Genomic DNA, 21033 nt, shown 5'->3' with positions numbered 1-21033 from the left:
ATGTGATATGAGGATGTAAGAAAAAATTGTAAGTTGAAAGATGATTGTCTGAATGATAAAATGTTGCGAAAGAAAGGAGTGTTTTAATGTTAAATATACAAAAAGATGATATTATCATCAGAAAGGGAATTTTACATATATTAGACAGCCATAATGGATATCTTGGTCTTTCTGGGAGTCTTCTTGAGATGGGACCGGATTTGATGGAATTTGTGCGAGGGCATATTTTTAAAATTTTAGAGAGTGATGATACAAAGAAATGTAAATTTGATGGGAGCATTTCGCCAGTTTTGAGCCTTCTAGAAACGATGGAAGAAACTGATGATGACAGCTTTATTGAGGCAACGAGAGTACTTGGAGAAAGTCTATTTGATATTATGTGTAATAGTGTTACTATTCCAGCAGCGGATCTTTTGTGTGTAACTTTCCAGCTTCAAAGTGTTGTTTATCTTGCTATGTTGAAAATGAATTATAAAATGACTTATGTGCATCATCAAGATGAGCACGAAGGAAATGATATTGTAAAGCAGAGAGTTATGCCGACGGATTCTTCAAAGTTAACAGAAGCGGTCATTATCGATCTTGCAGAATATAAAATACAACTTGTTGAGAAGAAATATGAAATGCTAAATGGGGATAAAATGAATTATTTGTCAGAACGTTTTCTTCAATGTTCTGCCGATATGGCACCGAAAAAGAAATTTCAAATTTTAAATAAAGTTATTAATGATATTAACAATCATTATCCGGAAGATGGAATTAAAAAGCGAATGGATATTAAAAGTCAGCTTCGAAATGAATTTGAAGAGAATCAAGCGTTTAAGATTAATGAGATTGGAGATAAATTGTTTGGCAATCATCAGGGGAAAAAGCAAGAGTTTGATGATAAAATTGAACGATATGATCTGCAGTATGATACTTTTACCGTTGCAAAGGAAAATACGGTAAAGAAGTTGGAATATCAAATGATTGAGACGGATACAGGAATTGAAATAAAAATTCCAATGGAAGAATATAATACGAAGAATAATATTGAGATTATAGAAGAACCTGGTGGTACAAGTACAATCATTATCAAAAATATCGAACAGGTAAGATTAAGATAATCCCTCATCTCTGAGGGATATCTAGTGTTTGAATTACTTTTTTTAATGTTTGTGCAGATTGCTGTAAATGAGATTGTTCTTGTTCATTCAATGGGAGTTCTAATACTGGACCGGCACCATTTTGGTTGACAATGGTTGGTACGCTCATGTAAAGATTTTGAAGTCCGTATTGTCCAGTTAAAAGGGTAGATAGCGGAAGAACAGAATTTTTGTCACGGATCATGCTTTCTGTGATATGATTGACAGCCATTGCGATGCCATAGTAAGTAGCACCTTTTCGGTGAATAATTTCATAAGCACTTTCACGGACGTTTTGATAGATGTTTTCCATGGCATCATGGTGGCAAAAATGTCCGCGAAATTCACAAAAATCATGAATTGGAATTCCAGCAACATGAGCACTGCTCCAAACAGCAAGTTCACTGTCTCCATGTTCTCCAATAATAAAAGCGTGGATGCTTTCTGTATCAACTTTTAAATGTTCACTTAAAAGATAACGCAAGCGTGCAGAGTCAAGAACAGTACCGGAACCAAGAACTCGTCCTGGTTCGAACCCGGAGAGACAATAAGCCGCATATGTTAAAATATCAACAGGATTGGAAACGATAAGAAGAATGCCATCATAGCCTCGCTTTGTAATTTCTGGTATGATTGTTTTTAAGATTGCAACATTTTTCTGGACGAGATCTAGTCTTGTCTCTTCAGGTTTCTGATTTGCTCCGGCAGTGATAATAATCATGGAACAGTCAGAAATATCATCATAAGACCCTGCATAGATTTTTGCGGTATCAACATAAGGGCGTCCGTGGCTTAAATCCATGGCTTCTCCTTTTGCTTTTTCATGGTTGACATCGATTAATACAAGTTCTGTAAAAAGACCTTGATGCATCAGACTAAAAGCAGTCGCAGAACCGACAAATCCACATCCAATGATTGCAGCTTTTCTCATATTTAACATAAAAAAACCTCCTTTCCGTTTAGTATCCGGAAAAGGAGGTTTTTTATACAAAAATCTATCGACGATTTGATTTTCTCCAGATGTGAGCAGCTTCTGCATCTTTGATCAGCTGATCTCTGAAGTCTGGATGAGCAATATTGATCAGTGCTTCCGCACGTTCCCATGAAGAAAGACCTTTCATGTTTGCCATGCCATATTCTGTAACAATATAATGTGCATTTGCACGAGTATCTGTTACAGCGGAACCTGCATGTAAGGTTGGAAGGATTCTTGAGAATGTTTCTCCTTTCTTGTTTGTGAAAGTAGAAGACAGACATACAAAGCTCTTTCCACCGTTTGAAAGATATGCACCCATAACGAAATCGAGCTGTCCGCCGGCACCACTGATCTGACGGATTCCTGAAGATTCTGCACTGATCTGTCCATAAAGGTCAACATCAACGGCATTGTTAATGGAGATGAAGTTATCAAGAGCAGAAATTGTTGCGATATTATTCGTATAATCAACAGGAGCACTCATGCATTCAGGGTTGTCATCAAGATAATCATACAGTTTCTTTGTACCAGCTGCAAATGCATAAGTTTGACGATAACGGTCAAGATTCTTATGAGCACCTGTAATTTTTCCGGCTTTTGCAATATCAACGAATGCGTCTACATACATTTCTGTATGAACACCAAGATCTTTTAAGTCAGATTCTGCAATCAGAGATCCAACAGCGTTTGGCATTCCGCCGATTCCAAGCTGAAGACATGCACCGTTAGGAATCTGATCTACGATTAATTTTGCTACAGCCTGATCGACTTCTGTTGCAGCACCGCCGCCACCTAATTCATCGATGGCAGGATTTGTTCCTTCTACGATCATATCAACTTTAGAAATATGAATTCCTTCTTCAAATCCTCCAAGGCATCGAGGCATGTTTTCGTTAACTTCAACGATAACACATTTTGCTTTTTCAAGCATAGCAGCTGTATGAGAAGCACTTGGACCAAAATTGAAATATCCGTGCTTGTCCATTGGTGCAACCTGCATCATAACAACGTCTGTTGCTGGAAGATAGTCACGATAATATCCTGGTAATTCAGAATAGCGGATTGGTGCATAGAAAGAAAAACCTTCGTTGATCCATTTTCTTTCCAGTCCGCCCATATGCCATGAATTCCATGTAAAATGATCTGCTGGATTTTCAATCTGAGTAATTGCCAGCGGACGCATGACGATACCACCATGGATCTGAATATTTTCAAGATCAGGCATACGTTTTGCCAGAGCTTCGTCTAAGGCAACAGGTGTTGTAACACACCATCCGTATTCCAGACGATCTCCTGATTTTACAACTTTTACCGCTTCATCAGCAGTTGTTAATTTTTTTTGATATTCTTGAGTGAATGACATAATAATAAATTCCTCCCTAAAATATAGATGAGATTAATACGTTGCGTGATTAACACACTAACTGTATTTTATCATTTTGCATGAAGAAAGACAAGGTTTTATGTGAAAAATTTATCAATCTTTGAAAAAAAGTCTAAAAAAGAGTGGTTATTTTAAAGTGTCTGTATTATAATAGGGAATTGTATCTAGGAGGTTTAGTAATGAAAACAAAAAAATTAACATGGAAACATTATGTCGGAATCGTCATAGTGGCAGTTCTTGTAATTTATTGTCTTCTTGCCGTATATAACAGCAAAGGATTTGTTCAGGGAACAAAGATTAATGGAATTGATGTGTCCGGGAAGACAGTCCAGCAGGCAACTGCAATTTTTCAAAAAAAGGCAGATGATTATAATCTGACTTTAAAGGAACGTAAAAATCAAAAAGAAGTGATTCAAAGCGATCAGATTAAAGCAAAATTTGAGGGTGCCAAAAATATTCAGAAAATCAAAAATGGACAAAATGCTTTTTTATGGATTAAAGGAATTTTGGGAGCAGAAAAATACAATCATATTACCATGTTTTCTTATGATAAGACTTCTTTTGAGGAAGCTTATAAAAAACTTGGATGTTTTGACAAAAAACATATTGTAAAAAGAGTTGACGCGAGACCTGTTTACAAAGATGGAAAATATGTAATACAAAAAGAAGAAAAAGGAACAGAGCTTAACGAAGCTCGTACATTACAGCAGGTAACACAAGCAATCAAAAGTGGTATTAGTACGATTGACCTTGAAAAAGCAGGATGCTATTATAATCCAAAATATACATCAGATAGCAAAAAAATCAAAGATCTTGCTAATAAAATGAATGGTATTTTAAAAGGAAGTATTACCTATGAGTTTGGAAAACAAAAGGTTGTTTTGAACAAAGATATCTACAACAAATGGCTTAAGATCAGTAAAGATGGAACAAGTTATTCTATTGATGAAAATGCAATGGAAAATTGGGTACTAAAATTTATGTACAAATATAATACGCAGTATGGATGGCATAAGTTTAAAACGCATGATGGACGTAAGAAAAAGATTTATGGTGGAACTTATGGATGGCGTATGAATAAAGATAAAGAATTAGCATCTGTAAAGAAAATGTTGAAAGAAGGAACTGTTGAAACAAGACAGCCTTATTGGAGAGAAAAAGGAAGAGTATATGATGGTATTAACGGTGATATTGGAGATACTTATGTAGAAGTTGATATTGGAGCACAGACCGTTTACTATTATAAAAAAGGAAAGCTTAAATACACAACATCTTGTGTCACTGGGATGATGACAGCAGGACGTAAAACTCCAGAAGGCGTTTCTTATATTTTATATAAACAGCCAAAAGCAACCTTAAATGGGCAAGGTTATAGTTCACCAGTGCAGTATTGGATGCCGTTTAATGGAAATGTAGGATTCCATTCTGCCCCATGGAGAAGTTCTTTTGGAGGTAGCGAATACATATCTGGCGGATCTCATGGATGTGTCAATTTACCAGTTTCTTCTGCAGCAGCATTGTATAAACTAGTAAGTAAGGGAGACCCGGTTGTAACTTATTATTAAAGGAAAATAAAAAAGAAGCTTCATTTGATATGCAGCTTCTTTTTTTGGAGGAATGATATGCGAATCACAATTACAGACTGGATTCATAAAGTATTGGAAGGGCAGATCAAAGAAGGAGATCATTGTATTGATGCAACCATGGGAAAAGGCGGAGATACGTTATTTCTTTGTCAAAGGACTGGACAAAGTGGGAAAGTCACTGCGTTTGACGTTCAAAAGCAGGCATTAGAGATGACAAAAGAAAAATTAGAAAAACATGGAGTTAAGGCTAAATTAATACAAGATGGACATGAACATATGGCAAATTATTTTGCTTCAGGGACCATTCAGTGTATTATGTTTAACCTAGGGTATCTTCCCGGGGGAGACCATCAGCTGGTAACTCGTCCAAAAACAAGTATTGAAGCTTTTGAGGCAGGACTTCGGCTGTTAAAAGTTGGAGGAATTATGAGCATTTGCATTTATAGCGGAGGAGATAGTGGGTTTGAAGAACGTGATCAGGTACTTGACTGGCTGGAAGAGTTGGATGATCGAACATATTTTGTTATAAAAGAAGATTTTCCAACGAAGAAAAACCATCCGCCGATGCCAGTATTTCTTGTAAAATTAAAATAGTCATGAATAATGCCATGTATTTTTTCATATAATATCTTGGAATAGAAAGGACAAGAAAAATGAAGAAATGCATGGTATTTTTGTCTGTGCTCTGTCTCATATTCTCTATAGATCTTCCTGTTTTTGCTGAAGAGCCGAAGTTATATGCAAAAGCAGCAGTATTGATGGATGCAGACAGTGGAAAAATCTTATATGGGAAATCAGAGGAAACGCCGATGGCCAATGCCAGTACAACAAAAATTTTGACCTGTCTTTATATTGTAAGACATTGTAATCTGGATGATTGGGTAGAAGTTTCGCAAAATGCACAAAATCAACCGAAAGTGCATCTTGGTGTAAAAAGAGGAGAAAAATATAAAGTAAGAGATCTTCTTTATGGATTGATGTTGGAATCGTTTAATGATTGTGCAGTCGTACTTGCAGAGTATGCGAAAGGATCTGTTGCATCATTTTCCAAGGAATTAAATAAGGAAGCAAAAAAGATCGGTGCAAAAAAAACACATTTTGTTTCACCGAATGGATTAGATGCTAGTGATGAAAAGGGTGCCCATCAGACAAATGCGATAGATCTTGCAATGATTATGAGACAATGCATAAAAAACAAAGATTTTCTCACGATCACAAGGACAAAAAGTTACCATTTTAAAGATTTTTCCGGGAATCGTACATTTACATGTAATAATCACAATGCATTGTTATCTTCTATGCCAGGAGCTATTTCAGGAAAAACAGGTTATACATCCAAGGCTGGATATTGTTATGTTGGGGCTTTTCAAAAAAAGAAATTGAAAATGATCGCAGTTGTATTGGCAAGTGGATGGCCGCCGCATAAAAGTTATAAATGGAGTGACATACGTGCATTGGCACAGTATGGAGAAATGTATTATGATTATCAGGAAATTATACCGGATATAACCAAAATTTCTAAGATTTATGTAAACGGGGGAATGAAGGAGACTCTTCCTTTGAAGGTAAAAGAAAAGAAAGTAAGACTTCTTTTGAAAAAGACAGATAAGGTGGAGATTCGTTGCCAGATACCAGATCAAATAGAAGCACCGGTAAAAAAAGGACAACGGATTGGGGCCATTCGATACATGTCAAATGGAAAATGCATAAAAACAAGTGCAATTACGGCTTTACAATCGGTACAGAAAAAAGATTACTGGTGGTATTTTGGAAAGATATTAGAGGAATTTTCTTTGTAAGATTTGAATCGATAGATACGCCTTGCCGTTTTTTGTTATTTTGTGGTAAGATATCTGTTGAAGAAAAACGCAAAGGAAGGAGATACAGTTATGGAAAAAGCAAATGCGTGGACAACTTATGAAGGAAAAGATCTTGTAAAACTGACAGATCTTAATGAAGATTATAAAGAATTCTTGTCCAATGGAAAAACAGAACGTGAATGTGTTAGACAATCTGTAGCACTGGCCAAAAAGGCAGGATATAAAGATCTTAATGAAATGATTGCATCAAAGACACCGTTGAAAACGGGAGACAAGGTTTACCGTGTTTGGATGGAAAAAACGATTGTGTTATTTCAGATTGGAAAAGAACCGCTAGAAGCTGGATTGAATATTTTAGGGGCTCATATTGATTCTCCAAGACTTGATTTAAAACAGAATCCATTATATGAGGATACAGAAATGGCACTTTTGGATACTCATTATTATGGTGGAGTGAAAAAATACCAATGGGTGACACTTCCAATGGCATTGCACGGAGTTGTTGTGAAAAAAGATGGAACGAAAATTGAACTTTCCATTGGAGAAAAAGAAGATGAACCAGTTGTGGGAATTACGGACCTTTTGATTCATTTATCTGGAAAACAGATGGAAAAAAAGGCGAGTGTTGTCATTGAAGGAGAAGATTTAAATGTTCTCATCGGAAGTCGTCCATTAAAGGGAGAAGAAAAAGATGCAGTGAAAAAACAGATGCTGGATCTTTTAAAAGAAGAATATAATATAGAAGAAGAGGACTTTCTTTCTGCAGAAATTGAAGTTGTACCTGCAGGAAAGGCAAGAGATTTTGGATTGGATCGAAGCATGGTGATGTCTTATGGACAGGATGACCGTGTTTGCGCATATACATCTCTTGTGGCAATGTTAAATGTAGAGGCTCCACAAAGAACTTCTTGTTGTGTGCTGGTTGATAAGGAAGAAATCGGAAGTGTTGGTGCGACAGGAATGCATTCTAAGTTTTTTGAAAATACAGTTGCAGAAATTCTGGCACTTTCCGGGGATTATAACGACCTTGTTTTACGAAGAACGCTTGCAAATTCCTATATGTTATCTTCAGATGTCAGTGCCGCTTTTGATCCAAATTATCCAGCAGTTATGGAAAAGAAAAACAGTGCTTATTTCGGAAAAGGATTGGTATTAAATAAATATACAGGAGCAAGGGGAAAATCTGGATCAAATGATGCAAATCCAGAATTCATTGCAAAACTTCGCAAGATTTTTGATGAGGAAGGTGTTGCTTTCCAGACAGCAGAACTTGGAAGAGTAGATATTGGAGGAGGCGGAACAATCGCATATATTCCAGCATCTTATGGAATGAATGTTATTGATTGTGGCGTTGCCGTTTTAAATATGCACGCACCATGGGAAATTACAAGCAAATCTGATATTTATGAAGTGGAAAAAGGTTATGAAGCATTTCTAACACATTGTAAATAAAAAAGAAAAAAGTCAGCAGGATTTTAATTCATGCTGACTTTTTTATGTTTATTTTTGAGGAACGATTTCAATCCAGTATCCGTCTGGGTCATTGATAAAATAAATACCCATATCCGGATTTTCAAAACAGATACATCCCATTTCTTCATGAAGTTTATGAAGCTTATCAAATTCATCAGTCATAAAAGCAAGATGGAATTCTTCGTCTCCAAGATTGTATGGGTCTTTACGATCAGCAAGCCAGGTAAGTTCCAGCGTAAAATCGCTGCTTCCATCTCCAAGATAAACAAGACGGAAACTTCCGTCAGAAGCGTCTTTCTCACGGACAACGGAAAGATTAAGAGCTTTTTTGTAAAAATCCAAGCTTTTTTCAAGGTTTAAAACATTGAAATTAAAATGGTTAAAAGTAATCATAAAAATTCTCCTTTTCTTTTCTATGAAAATTCTTTTATTTTTATAATATCATATTGTTTTCTATTTACAAGTGAAAGCTGGAAATATATAATAGAAAAGAACGTTTGAATCAATAAAGGAAGGATATTCATAGAAAGGAAAGCATATGAAAAAATTAGCGTTAACAATGAAAAAGTTGTGTGCTTTGATGCTGGTTCTTGTGATGGCCTTTGGGGTATCCGTGGCAAGTTCTGATACAGTTCATGCGGCGGGAAATACAAAGTACTGGATCAAAGTTAACAAACAGGCAAATGTTGCGACGGTTTATCAACTACAAGATGGAAAATATAAACCGATCAAAGCATTTCTTGTCTCATGTGGTGGAGCTAACACACCAAGCGGTACGTATTATACACCGGCAAAATATCGCTGGCACACATTACAGGGACCAAGCTATGGACAGTATTGTACAAGAATTCATCAAGGAGTCTTATTCCATTCTGTATGGTACTATTCTCACAGCAAAGCAAGTCAGGCTACAAAGGAATTTAATAAACTTGGAACGACAGCATCTCATGGATGTGTCAGACTGGCTGTTATTGATGCAAAGTGGATTTATGATCATTGTCCATTAAAGACAAAGGTAACAATTTATAGCAGTAAAAATCCGGGACCTCTTGGAAAACCAAAAGGAATTAAGGTTTCTACCGCAAGAAAAATGTATTGGGATCCAACAGATCCAGATAAAAACAATCCATACAATAAACAGAAACCAGTGATCACAATTTCAAGCAAAAAGGCAAGGACAGCAGAATATGGATCAAATTATAATGTGATGGCAGGAGTAAGTGCAAAACAGCAGACAACAGGAATTTCTTTGACAAGCAAGATAAAATATTCTGTGAAGAAATATGACAGCAAGAAGAAAGCTTATGTAAAAGCTTCTTTCTCAACAAAGACAACAGGTACTTATAAGTTTACTTATACAGTAAAGAGTCTTGGCGGTACAAGCGCTTCTAAAGACTTTACAATGAGTGTGGTTGATACAAAAGCACCAGTAATTTCTGCAAAGAATCGTACAGTAAGAGTGAATGAAGTTAATGCAGTTTCTGGAGTAAGTGCAAAGACGGTATCTGGACAGGATCGAACAACAGCAATGAATGTGAAGATCAAGGCACCAGGTGCAAAAACTTACACTTCTTATACTTATAGCCAGGCAAAAGCTTATAAATTTGCAAAAGCAGGTACTTATAGCGTTCAATATACAGTAAAAAGTGCGAATAAACCTTATCGTTCTTCAACAAAGACGGTGACGATTACTTGCTATAGCGATGCACAGATTACACAGAAAAAAGATATTAAAGATATTGTCGTAAAAGAAGGGGCAAGTGATGCGCAGATCACACAGGCAGTTATTGAAGCTGTTTCCGTAAAGGACAATGGAGAAACGGTTAAGATCACAGCGGCAAATGTAACGCTTGTAAAAAATGATAAAAAACAAGTAGTAAAAGCCGAGGTTTCCTATAAAGGAAAGAGTGGATATACAGTGACAAAACAGTTTGATATCATATGTAAAACGGTTCAGTTTGAAGAAACAACAGAATCTACAACAGCACAGACAACGACAGAACAGCCGGCATCAACACAGACAACGGCTCAAAATGAATAAAAAAGACGTCAAGTACGGCGAGGAGGAAGAGAAATATGGCAACACCTTATAATCATAAGGCAATTGAACAAAAATGGAGAAAGCATTGGGAAGAACATCCCGTTAATGTAAATGATGGGAAGAAACCCAAATATTACTGTCTGGATATGTTCCCTTATCCATCAGGAAGCGGTCTTCATGTAGGACATTGGAGAGGTTATGTAATCAGTGATGTATGGAGCCGTTACAAATTATTAAACGGATATTACATCATTCATCCAATGGGATGGGATGCATTTGGACTTCCTGCAGAAAACTATGCAATTAAGATGGGAACACATCCAAGAATTTCTACAGAAGCAAATATTAAAAACATTAAGCGTCAGATCAACGAAATCTCTGCAATTTATGATTGGGATATGGAAGTAAATACAACAGATCCTGAATTTTATAAATGGACACAGTGGATCTTCGTGAAAATGTTTAAAAAAGGTTTGGCATATGAAAAACAGATGCCAATCAACTGGTGTCCATCTTGTAAGACAGGATTGGCAAACGAGGAAGTTGTCAATGGTAAATGTGAACGCTGTGGTGCAGATGTTACAAAGAAGAATTTAAGACAGTGGATGTTAAAGATTACAGCGTATGCAGATCGTCTTTTAGAAGATCTTAATAAGCTGGATTGGCCAGAAAAAGTAAAGAAAATGCAGGCTGACTGGATTGGAAAAAGCCATGGTGCAGAAGTAGATTTCAAAGTCGATGGAAAAGATGAGACAATTACAGTTTATACAACACGTCCAGATACTTTATATGGAGCAACTTTCATGGTACTGGCTCCGGAACATGAACTTGCAAAAGATCTTGCAACAGAAGAAACAAAAGATGCAGTGGAAGATTATATTTATCAGGCATCCTTAAAATCCTCTGTTGATCGTATGCAGGATAAAGAGAAAACGGGTGTGTTTACCGGAAGTTATGCGATCAATCCGATTAACGGAGCAAAAGTACCAATCTGGTTATCTGATTATGTACTGGCAGACTATGGTACTGGAGCAATTATGTGTGTACCTGCGCATGACGATCGTGACTTTGAATTTGCAAAGAAATTTGATATTCCAATCATTCAGGTTATCGCAAAAGATGGAAAAGAAATTGAAAACATGGAAGAAGCTTATACTGATGCTTCAGGTATTATGATCAATTCTGGAGAATGGAATGGAAAAGAATCTGCACAGCTGAAAGAAGAAGCACCAGAAATCATTGAAAAAATGGGCGTTGGTAAGAAAACAACAAATTATAAATTACGTGACTGGGTATTTAGCCGTCAGCGTTATTGGGGAGAACCAATTCCGATTGTTCATTGTCCAGATTGTGGAGCTGTTCCAGTGCCAGAAGAAGAACTTCCACTGACACTTCCAGAAGTTGAAAAATATGAACCAACAGGAACTGGAGAATCTCCACTTGCTGATATTGAAGACTGGGTAAATTGTAAGTGTCCTGTATGTGGAAAACCTGCAAAACGTGAAACCAATACAATGCCTCAGTGGGCTGGATCTTCTTGGTATTTCTTAAGATATATTGATAATAAGAACAGTGAAGAACTTGTTTCTAGAGAAAAAGCAGATAAATATTTACCAGTTGATATGTATATCGGTGGTGTAGAACATGCAGTACTGCATCTGCTTTATTCAAGATTCTATACAAAATTCCTCTGTGACATCGGAGTTATTGACTTTGATGAACCATTCCATAAACTGTTTAACCAGGGTATGATTACAGGAAAAAATGGAATCAAGATGAGCAAGTCCAAAGGAAATGTTGTTTCACCAGATGATCTTGTTCGTGATTATGGATGTGATTCTTTAAGAATGTATGAATTATTTGTAGGACCACCAGAATTAGATGCGGAATGGGATGAAAGTGGAATTGATGGTGTGCATCGTTTCCTCACTAAACTATATAAATTAGTGATTGATCAAAAAGATCAGAATGTAAAAGCAGACAAAGAACTGTTAAAAGAACGTCATAAATTGATTTATGATATTACCACTCGTCTGGATAACTTTAGTTTAAATACAGTTGTCAGTGGATTCATGGAGCACACAAATAAACTGACTGCTATGGCGAAAAAAGAAGGAGTTGATAAAGAAACTCTGGAAACAATTGTTATTCTGATTGCACCATTTGCACCTCATATTGCAGAAGAATTATGGGAGGCACTTGGACATGAAGAAAGTGTCTTTGCTCAAAGATGGCCAAAATATGATGAAGAAGCTATGAAAGAAGACGAAGTAGAAATCGTTGTTCAGGTCAATGGAAAAGTTAAAGGAAAACTTGTAGTTGGAGCAGAGGAAGATAAAGATTCTGTTCTTACAAAAGCAAAAGAAGTTCTTGGAGATAAGCTTTCTGGAAATATTGTAAAAGAAATTTATGTACCTGGACGTATTGTAAATATCGTTGTAAAATAAAAAGACCAAAACAGTATAGGCAGTGAAATACGCTGTTTATACTGTTTTCTTTTAAGAAAATCGGAAGGAAAAGTATGTATACATTTAAGAGCAGAATCAGATACAGTGAGACGGATCCGACAGGAAAATTGGCGCCAGGAGGTATTGTTGATTATTTTCAAGATTGCAGTGTCTTCCAGTCCGAGGAACTTGGTGTGGGTGTGGCATATTTGGCCCAGCATAAACGTGCCTGGCTTTTAAGTGCTTGGCAAATCGTGATCAATCGCCTTCCGGCAGAATGTGAAAAGATCGCAGTTAGTACGTGGGCTTCTGGTTTTGAAAAATTTCATGGAAGTAGAAATTTTACGATGGAAACAGAAGATGGAGAAATGCTTGCTTATGCGAATTCTATATGGGCCTATATGGATCTGGAACATCAAATTCCAGTAAAGCCAACACAGGAAGAAATCGACCGATACAAACCGGAACCGCCGATTATAATGGAAAAACAGAGCAAAAAGATTCGTATCAAAGCAGAATGGGAGGAACGAGAGCCGATTCTTGTTCGAAAAAGTTGGATTGATAGTAATCGTCATGTTAATAACAGTCGATATGTCAAAGCGGCCTATAACGAATTACCAGAGGGAAGCAATATCCGAAGAATTCGTGTAGAGTATCGAAAACAGGCGTTGGAAGGAGATCTTTTATATCCAAGATATGCAAAAGAGGAAGGACGGATTGTCGTTGCTTTGTGTGATAAGGATCAAAAACCATATGCGATTGTCGAGTTCCGAGCATAACACAAAAGACAGAAAGGGAAGGACTTATATTTATGGAAAAACGTAAAATTACGATTCTTGGAGCAGGTCATGTTGGAACACATTGTGCTTCAAGTCTTATGTTCCGTGGGCTGGCAGATGAAATTGTATTGATTGACAGCCATCCTGGAAAAGCAGCCAGTCAGGCGCTTGATTTGAATGATATGGGGGCTTGTCTTCCAACAAAAACAGTAATTCGTGCAGGAGATTATGAGGATCTTAAAGATACGCAAATTCTTGTAAATGCAATTGGAAGAAGCAGACGTCCAGGAGAAACAAGACTCGATATGTTTGAGGATTCCATGGAGCGTCTGAAAGACATTATTCCAAAGATTAAAAATAGTCATTTTGATGGAATTTTAATTAGTATTACGAATCCGGCAGATGTTGTTGGAGAATGTTTAAGAAAAGAACTTGGAATGGATCGTTTTCGTTGTTTCAGTACTGGAACAAGTCTTGATACTCTTCGAATGAAACGTATCTTAGAAGAAAAAACTGGTTATAGCCGTAATTCTATTCAGGCATTTTGTATGGGAGAGCATGGAGATTCCCAGATGGTTCCGCTTTCTCAAGTTCGTTTTGGGGCAAAAAGTCTTGATCAACTGAAAAAAGAGCAGCCAAAACTTTCCGAAGAACTTACGTTGGAAGAATTACAACAGGCAGTCAGAGATGCGGGTATGACGGTTATTGAGGGAAAAGGAAGTACAGAATTTGGGATTGGAATTGCTTTTAGTGAAATTGTCAATAGCATTTTTCATGATGAAAAGAAAATTTGGCCATTATCTGTTCACCTAAATGGGGAATATGGACAAAAAGAAGTTGCAGTAGGTGTTCCAACGGTCATTGGACGTAATGGAATAGAAGAAATTGTAGAAATTTCACTTGATGAACGGGAACAAGAAGAGTTTATGCATTCTTGTGAAGTGATTCGTGGATATTTGAATAAGGCAGAAAAAATGCTTTCTTAAAAAAGAAGGGAAATTTTATTTCCCTTCTTTTTTACATGATCAGATTTCGAATCATATCAATCCGCTGTTGTTCTTCGGGCGTCATTCCTTCTTTTAGAGCATCGATGATGATAGAAGTTTCTGTATTGGTAAAGGAAAGACCAAGTTCAGAAAGTCGGCTTGATGTGGCCATTAGATCTGGAAGAACACTCTCCAAAGATTTTCCTTGGCATTGTGAGACAAGTAGTTCCATAATTTCAAGCTTCTTTTGGTCGATTGTTTTTAAAGCAGGATGATTTTTCCAGTTTTGATTCATAGAGACTCCTTTATTTATTTAAGATCTGATTTAGCTGATTTAAAAAATCATGATTTGGCGTGTCTGATACAGAAGATGTTTTTGGATTTTTATTTTGTTGCATCAAAAGAGGCATAAGTTTTGTAAGCATATCATTATTTTCTGTTGCTTTAGAAACAGAAGAGGCAAGAGAAGGGTTTGATTGAATCAAAGACTGATATGTTTGGTAAAAACGCATCATTTGCATCATTTGAAGAAGCTGATTGATTTGGGCAGCGGTTTCTTTTGGCGCACGAAGTTTCATGGCGTTTAAAAGAAGTTCAAGAGAGGCATGATCTTCATCAAGGCCACAAGCGGACAGAGTTTCCTGTTGATCAAATTGTTGCATGATTTTTATAAGTTCTGTAAATTTAATATAAACAGCGGCCGTTTTTTTTAGTGATGCAGGTAAATAAGGAAGGGCATCTTCCAGCATATTTGAAGAATCATCTCGAAAAAAATGATCCCAATTTTCCTTTTTTTGTTCCAATTTCGTCACAACCTTCATGTTTCTTCTCATATCCTATAGTATTAAGAGGTGGAGTAAATTATGAGTGAAATTTTTGTAGAAGAAGAAAATACAGTTTACGAAGTAGACAGTGAATGTCTCAAAGAAAAGGAAAAACAAAAGAAAACAGAAAAAAGAGAAGAAAAATCAAAATCATACAAAAGTCAGGGAATGCAAAAAAAAGGAAATCAAAATTTCTTTTGGATCATTATCTTATGTTTGCTTTGTACAAAATAAGAAACCGGGGCAATTGCCCCGGTTTGCATTAATTTTAGAAAAAGGATTCTAGCATCCGCATCCACATCCGCCATTATTACCGAATCCATTTCCACAGCAGCATAGAAGAATAATGATCCAGATGATATTATCACATCCGTTATCTCCTCCAAATCCAAATCCGTCTCCACAGCCGTTGCAGCAGCAAAGTAAGATTAGAAGAAGAAGGCATCCATTTCCTCCACATCCTGAATTGCAGGAATTTCCGCAGCCAGTTGCAGCTAAATCACTCATGTTAAATCCTCCTAGATTTGATTACAGTTTATACTATTCGAAAAGTCATAAGATGTGAAACAATTGCAAAGATTCCACAAAGATCGAAAGATTTGTGGTATAATGCAAAGATACAAAAAGAAAAAGGAGATAATGATGATGAAAAATCCGGAGTATCGAAAGATTTTTCAAAAAAAAGAAAAACATCCTGGAATGGTTCATTGTATGACCAATTATGTGACGGTTAATGATGTAGCAAATATCATTCTTGCCTGTGGTGCATCTCCGATTATGGCAGATGATCCAAAGGAAGTACAGGAAATTACAGCGCTGACAACAGATCTTGTTTTGAATATGGGAACTTTAAATGAACGAAAGCTAGAGGCAATGCTTCTTGCGGGAAAAAAAGCAAATGAACTGGGACATCCGGTGATTTTAGATCCAGTAGGAGTTGGAGCATCTTCCTTTCGAAAAGAAGCAGTAAAAAAACTGTTTGAAGAAATTGATTTTTCTGTGATTCGCGGGAATCTTTCAGAAATTAAGGCTATTTTTCAGGGGAATGCAGCGGAAATGGGAGTAGATGCGGCATCTTCTGACTGTGTAACGAGAGAAAATTTACAAGAGATGATTGAATTGGCAAAAAGTGCTGCAAAAAAAGCAAAATGTGTCATTGTGATTACAGGAGAGATTGATCTTGTGGCTTATGAAGATAGAGCATGTATTATTTATAATGGAAGCCCAATGATGGCAAGAATCACAGGATCTGGTTGTATGCTGGATGGAGTGATCGCATCCTTTGTTGCCTCAAATCAGGAAAATTTATGGGAAGCAGCTTCTTTGGCAGTGATCTCCATGGGAATTTGCGGAGAAATCGCACAACAAAAATGCAGTGGAACGGGATCTTTCCGGATGCATCTGATGGATGCAATGAGTACACTTACAATAGAAGAAATAGAAAGGAAGTTAAACATTGAAAGTAAAATCTGAACAAATGACTGTTTACGCGGTAACAGATAGAGCGTGGACAGGAGAGAAAAGTCTGATGGAACAAGTAAAAGAAGCATTGGAGGGAGGAATTACTTTTTTGCAGCTTCGAGAAAAAAAATTGTCAAAAGAGGCGTTTTTACAAGAAGCTAAAGAAATGAAACAGTTGGCAGAAAAGTATAAGGTTCCGTTTGTAATCAATGATAATATTGAAATCGCACAGAAATCTGGAGCAGATGGAGTCCATGTTGGGCAGGATGATATGCCGGTAGAAGAAGTTCGAAAAATTCTTGGAGAAGATAAAATCATCGGGGTTTCTGCTCATAATGTGGAGGAGGCATTGAAAGCACAAAAAGGTGGTGCAGATTATCTTGGAGTTGGAGCTGTTTGTCAAACAGCAACCAAAAGTGATGCATCGGTTGTTTCCATGGAAGAAATGAAAAAAATTTGTGAGAGTGTATCGATACCGGTTGTTGCGATTGGTGGGATCCATAAAGATAATCTTTCGATGCTAGAAAATACAGGAGTTGACGGGATTGCTGTTGTATCTGCTATTTTTGCAGCAAAAGATATTAAAGAAGCAGCAAGAGAACTTTTTGCAAAAGTTTCTAAAATCAAAGAAAAATAAGTTGAATTATTTTTTTTGAGTGTTATACTAGATACCGGCAGAATTTCAGAAAAAAGCTGGATTCTTAAAGGGAAAGGATAAAATCAAAAGAAAAATTAGGAGGATTACCAATGATTTATTTAATCACGGGAGAAACGTTTCCGGTTATGGCATTTCTTGGTGTCATTGTTGCATTTGCACTTACATGTACGCTGACATCCGGACTGAACCAGTTTCTTCCAAGAGATATGGGGCGTGCATTTGCCCATGATGGAAAACTATCTGCAGGGAAACCAAGAGGAGCTGGAATTATTTTCATTGCTTCTTTTACTGTTGCAGCATTGATTTTTGGACAGATGTCTCTGGAGATATTTATCTATTTGGTTCTTGTATTTATTGAAATGATTACGGGATATATGGATGATGCAGCAGATGAACCTTGGGGAGAATATAAAAAGGGAATTCTTGATTTCCTTGTAGCAGCTGTTGTTGCACTGAACTTTATACATTTCAATTCAACCAAGGTTAGTCTTGCAACGATCGGGGTTCACTTTGAAATTCCAAAAGTATTATTCTTTATTTTGACGATCATTCTTGTATGGGCAGCGATTAATGTAACAAACTGTTCCGATGGAGTCGATGGTCTTTCTGGTACTTTGACAATTATTACTTTAGTTACAATCTATGTCATCGATCAGCTAAAGAAGGCGGATATGGATTTTGCTTATATCATTTTATTATTTGTTGTATGTATTCTTGGATATCTTTGGTATAATGCAGCACCAAGTAAGTTAATGATGGGAGATGCAGGATCTCGTGCTATGGGAATTTTTATTAGTATTGCAGTGTTAAAAACAGGAAGTCCATTCTTATTTTTACTAGTAGCAGCTGTTTTAATCGTGGATGGAGGACTTGGACTTGTAAAAGTTTCTCTGCTTCGATTCCTGAAAATACATATTTTCAAAAATACTACAATGCCGCTTCACGATCATGTCCGTAAAAATGAAAAATTTAAATGGTCAAACACACAGACAGTTTTTCGTTTTGCCATTATTCAGATTGTCATATCAATCGCGACAATTTATTTGATTTTGATTTAAAAAATATATAAAAAATTCGCGGGGAAACTATCCTAATATTCTAATTCAGAATGGCTCCCCGGTCTTTTTTTCTTCCATTGTATGACGGATTATGGTATAATTACTAGAAAAAATGTATTGCAGGAGGAGAAAAGACATGATTCATTTGTTTTCAGAAGGCGCATATCTTGTAAATGGAACAACTCTGGTAAAAGAATCAGAAAAAGAAAAATTAAAACAACTAACAGGATCTGTTCCGTCGAAAGAAGAGGCAGCTAAAAATACGATTGCTTATGGTATCTTAAAAGAACATAATATATCCGGGAACATGCAGAAGCTTCAGATTAAGTTTGATAAACTGACTTCTCATGACATCACTTTTGTAGGAATTATCCAAACGGCCAGAGCTTCAGGAATTGAAAAATTCCCTGTGCCATATGTATTAACAAACTGTCATAACAGTCTTTGTGCAGTTGGCGGTACAATTAATGAAGATGATCATATGTTTGGACTGACTGCTGCAAAGAGATATGGCGGAATGTATGTGCCACCTCATCAGGCGGTTATTCATCAGTTTGCAAGGGAAATGCTTGCAGGCGGAGGAAAAATGATCCTTGGATCAGATAGCCATACTCGTTATGGAGCATTAGGAACAATGGCAATGGGTGAAGGTGGACCGGAACTTGTAAAACAGTTATTAAATCGTACTTATGATATTAATATGCCTGGAGTGATTGGAATCTATCTGAAAGGAAAACCGGTAAAAGGTGTTGGGCCTCAGGATGTTGCGTTGGCAATTATCGGAGCAGTTTTTGAAAAAGGCTATGTTAATAATAAAGTAATGGAATTTGTAGGACCTGGTGTCTCTTCTTTAAGCGCAGATTTTAGAATCGGTGTGGATGTTATGACGACAGAGACGACCTGTTTGTCATCTATCTGGAGAACGGATGATACGATCAAGGAATTTTATGAAATTCATGGAAGAAAGCAGGATTATAAGGAATTAAATCCTGGAGCTGTTACATACTATGATGGAATCGTGGAAGTCGATCTTGATAAGGTAAAACCAATGATTGCAATGCCATTCCATCCAAGTAATACGTATACAATTGAAGAAGTAAATGCAAATCTTTCTGATATTCTTGCAGATGTAGAAAAATGTGCACAGGTAAGTCTTGATGGTGCGGTAGAATATTCTCTGCAGGATAAGATCCGAGATGGAAGACTTTATGTTGATCAGGGAATCATCGCAGGATGTGCAGGAGGTGGATATGAAAATATCTGCGCCGCAGCAAATATTCTGAAAGGAACAAGTATTGGTTCTGATGAATTTACGTTAAGTGTTTACCCGGCAAGTACACCAATTTTTATGGAACTTGTGAAGAATGGAGCAGTTGCAGATCTGATGCAGACAGGTGCAATCGTTAAAACTGCATTTTGCGGACCTTGCTTTGGTGCAGGAGATACACCGGCAAATAATGCCTTTAGTATTCGCCATTCGACAAGAAACTTCCCGAACCGTGAAGGATCAAAACTTCAGAGTGGACAGATTGCTTCTGTCGCTTTGATGGACGCGCGTTCTATTGCGGCAACTGCTGCGAATAAAGGATATTTAACACCAGCAACGGATGTGGAAGCCAGTGACTTCATTCCAAAATATCATTTTGATAAAGGAATTTATGAAAATCGTGTCTTTGACAGCAAAGGAATTGCAGATCCATCTGTAGAAATTCAGTTTGGACCAAACATCAAAGACTGGCCGGAAATGTCAGCACTTCCAGAAAATATGCTTTTAAAGGTTGTATCAGAAATTCATGATCCGGTAACAACAACGGATGAATTGATTCCTTCTGGAGAGACATCTTCTTATCGTTCTAATCCGTTAGGACTTGCAGAATTTGCATTGTCAAGAAAGGATCCTGCTTATGTGGGTCTTGCAAAAGAAGTGCAGAAAGCGCAGAGAGCGATTGAATCAGGAGAAGAACCACAGGAAGCATTCCCAGAAGTAAAAGAAATTCTGGAGGAAGTACAGAAGAAGTATCCAGGTGTAGCAAACGATAATCTTGGAATTGGAAGTACAATTTTTGCAGTAAAACCTGGAGATGGTTCTGCACGTGAACAGGCTGCATCTTGTCAGAAAGTATTAGGCGGATGGGCTAATATTGCAAACGAATATGCAACAAAGAGATATCGTTCGAATCTGATTAACTGGGGAATGGTTCCATTTATCATCGATAAAGGAGAACTTCCGTTTGAAAATAAAGATTATATCTTTGTGCCACAGATAAAAAAGGCTATTGAAGATAAACTTTCTGAAATTCCAGCTTATGTTGTAAACAAGGGAATGAAAGAAATTACATTAAAACTCGGTGAACTCACCGATGATGAGAGAGAGATTATCCTGAAAGGATGTCTGATTAATTATTATAGAGGTTAA

The 21033-nt window shown here is 36.9% G+C and carries 20 protein-coding genes; 14 read left to right on the top strand and 6 right to left on the bottom strand.

Annotation, left to right across the window (positions count from 1 at the left end; all coding sequences use genetic code 11):
* Window positions 1-86: 86 nt before the first annotated feature.
* On the top strand, window positions 87-1106 hold the full coding sequence (locus tag KQI71_RS00290; RefSeq protein WP_216432958.1) for a nucleoid-associated protein: 1020 nt from the start codon (window positions 87-89) through the stop codon (window positions 1104-1106).
* 4 nt (window positions 1107-1110) lie between these two features.
* Here the strand turns inward: KQI71_RS00290 and KQI71_RS00285 are convergent, their stop codons facing one another.
* Window positions 1111-2064, bottom strand: a complete 954-nt coding sequence (locus tag KQI71_RS00285) for an L-lactate dehydrogenase (protein ID WP_216432955.1) — start codon at window positions 2062-2064, stop codon at window positions 1111-1113.
* A gap of 55 nt (window positions 2065-2119) precedes the next feature.
* Window positions 2120-3463 carry a butyryl-CoA:acetate CoA-transferase gene (locus KQI71_RS00280; protein WP_216432954.1) on the bottom strand — a complete coding sequence of 448 codons (1344 nt, stop codon included), beginning with the start codon at window positions 3461-3463 and terminating at the stop codon, window positions 2120-2122.
* 200 nt (window positions 3464-3663) lie between these two features.
* Between KQI71_RS00280 and KQI71_RS00275 the strand changes: the two genes are divergently transcribed.
* The 4 genes from KQI71_RS00275 to KQI71_RS00260 all read left to right on the top strand — a co-directional run bounded on the left by KQI71_RS00275 (window position 3664) and on the right by KQI71_RS00260 (window position 8342).
* Window positions 3664-5049, top strand: coding sequence for a L,D-transpeptidase family protein (locus KQI71_RS00275; RefSeq protein WP_216432952.1), 1386 nt, complete (start codon window positions 3664-3666; stop codon window positions 5047-5049).
* Between the two features lie 57 nt (window positions 5050-5106).
* The gene (locus KQI71_RS00270) at window positions 5107-5664 is read left to right on the top strand and encodes a class I SAM-dependent methyltransferase (RefSeq protein ID WP_216432949.1); all 558 of its coding nucleotides are present in this window, start codon (window positions 5107-5109) and stop codon (window positions 5662-5664) included.
* 59 nt (window positions 5665-5723) lie between these two features.
* Complete coding sequence (locus KQI71_RS00265) at window positions 5724-6869, top strand: D-alanyl-D-alanine carboxypeptidase family protein (RefSeq protein WP_216432947.1); 1146 nt, start codon at window positions 5724-5726, stop codon at window positions 6867-6869.
* A gap of 90 nt (window positions 6870-6959) precedes the next feature.
* On the top strand, window positions 6960-8342 hold the full coding sequence (locus tag KQI71_RS00260) for an aminopeptidase (RefSeq protein ID WP_216432945.1): 1383 nt from the start codon (window positions 6960-6962) through the stop codon (window positions 8340-8342).
* A gap of 48 nt (window positions 8343-8390) precedes the next feature.
* Here the strand turns inward: KQI71_RS00260 and KQI71_RS00255 are convergent, their stop codons facing one another.
* A complete protein-coding gene (locus tag KQI71_RS00255) occupies window positions 8391-8756 on the bottom strand; it encodes a VOC family protein (RefSeq protein ID WP_216432943.1) in 366 nt (121 codons plus the stop codon).
* A gap of 145 nt (window positions 8757-8901) precedes the next feature.
* Here KQI71_RS00255 and KQI71_RS00250 point away from each other — a divergent pair, with 145 nt between their 5' ends.
* The 4 genes from KQI71_RS00250 (at window position 8902) to KQI71_RS00235 (ending at window position 14616) form a co-directional block, all read left to right on the top strand.
* Window positions 8902-10404 carry a L,D-transpeptidase gene (locus KQI71_RS00250; protein ID WP_216432941.1) on the top strand — a complete coding sequence of 501 codons (1503 nt, stop codon included), beginning with the start codon at window positions 8902-8904 and terminating at the stop codon, window positions 10402-10404.
* 35 nt (window positions 10405-10439) lie between these two features.
* Window positions 10440-12851: a leucine--tRNA ligase gene (gene leuS, locus KQI71_RS00245; RefSeq protein ID WP_216432934.1), complete on the top strand. Its 2412-nt coding sequence runs from the start codon at window positions 10440-10442 to the stop codon at window positions 12849-12851.
* Between the two features lie 74 nt (window positions 12852-12925).
* Window positions 12926-13630: an acyl-[acyl-carrier-protein] thioesterase gene (locus KQI71_RS00240; RefSeq protein ID WP_216432932.1), complete on the top strand. Its 705-nt coding sequence runs from the start codon at window positions 12926-12928 to the stop codon at window positions 13628-13630.
* Between the two features lie 32 nt (window positions 13631-13662).
* Window positions 13663-14616, top strand: coding sequence for an L-lactate dehydrogenase (locus tag KQI71_RS00235; protein ID WP_216432930.1), 954 nt, complete (start codon window positions 13663-13665; stop codon window positions 14614-14616).
* A gap of 31 nt (window positions 14617-14647) precedes the next feature.
* Here KQI71_RS00235 and KQI71_RS00230 read toward each other — a convergent pair whose 3' ends face one another.
* Both KQI71_RS00230 and KQI71_RS00225 read right to left on the bottom strand, forming a co-directional pair.
* Window positions 14648-14911, bottom strand: coding sequence for a hypothetical protein (locus tag KQI71_RS00230; protein WP_216432928.1), 264 nt, complete (start codon window positions 14909-14911; stop codon window positions 14648-14650).
* 10 nt (window positions 14912-14921) lie between these two features.
* The gene (locus tag KQI71_RS00225; protein WP_253287857.1) at window positions 14922-15437 is read right to left on the bottom strand and encodes a hypothetical protein; all 516 of its coding nucleotides are present in this window, start codon (window positions 15435-15437) and stop codon (window positions 14922-14924) included.
* 42 nt (window positions 15438-15479) lie between these two features.
* Here KQI71_RS00225 and KQI71_RS00220 point away from each other — a divergent pair, with 42 nt between their 5' ends.
* The gene (locus KQI71_RS00220) at window positions 15480-15674 is read left to right on the top strand and encodes a hypothetical protein (RefSeq protein WP_216432924.1); all 195 of its coding nucleotides are present in this window, start codon (window positions 15480-15482) and stop codon (window positions 15672-15674) included.
* 48 nt (window positions 15675-15722) lie between these two features.
* Here the strand turns inward: KQI71_RS00220 and KQI71_RS00215 are convergent, their stop codons facing one another.
* Complete coding sequence (locus KQI71_RS00215; protein ID WP_216432922.1) at window positions 15723-15947, bottom strand: chorion class high-cysteine HCB protein 13; 225 nt, start codon at window positions 15945-15947, stop codon at window positions 15723-15725.
* 138 nt (window positions 15948-16085) lie between these two features.
* Here KQI71_RS00215 and thiM point away from each other — a divergent pair, with 138 nt between their 5' ends.
* From thiM to KQI71_RS00195, 4 genes are all read left to right on the top strand, one after another.
* Window positions 16086-16913, top strand: coding sequence for a hydroxyethylthiazole kinase (gene thiM / locus KQI71_RS00210; RefSeq protein ID WP_216432921.1), 828 nt, complete (start codon window positions 16086-16088; stop codon window positions 16911-16913).
* Window positions 16897-17538 (top strand): thiamine phosphate synthase, encoded by a 642-nt coding sequence (gene thiE, locus KQI71_RS00205; protein ID WP_253287856.1) that lies wholly within the window; start codon window positions 16897-16899, stop codon window positions 17536-17538. Before thiM ends, thiE begins: the two co-directional genes overlap by 17 nt.
* Window positions 17539-17648: 110 nt before the next feature.
* Window positions 17649-18617, top strand: a complete 969-nt coding sequence (locus KQI71_RS00200; protein WP_216432918.1) for a phospho-N-acetylmuramoyl-pentapeptide-transferase — start codon at window positions 17649-17651, stop codon at window positions 18615-18617.
* 136 nt (window positions 18618-18753) lie between these two features.
* Window positions 18754-21033, top strand: coding sequence for a hydratase (locus tag KQI71_RS00195; protein WP_216432916.1), 2280 nt, complete (start codon window positions 18754-18756; stop codon window positions 21031-21033).

Origin of the sequence: Anaerostipes sp. MSJ-23 (assembly GCF_018918155.1) — a bacterium.
GTDB lineage: Bacteria > Bacillota > Clostridia > Lachnospirales > Lachnospiraceae > Anaerostipes.
This window is presented reverse-complemented; position numbering and strand designations above follow the sequence as displayed.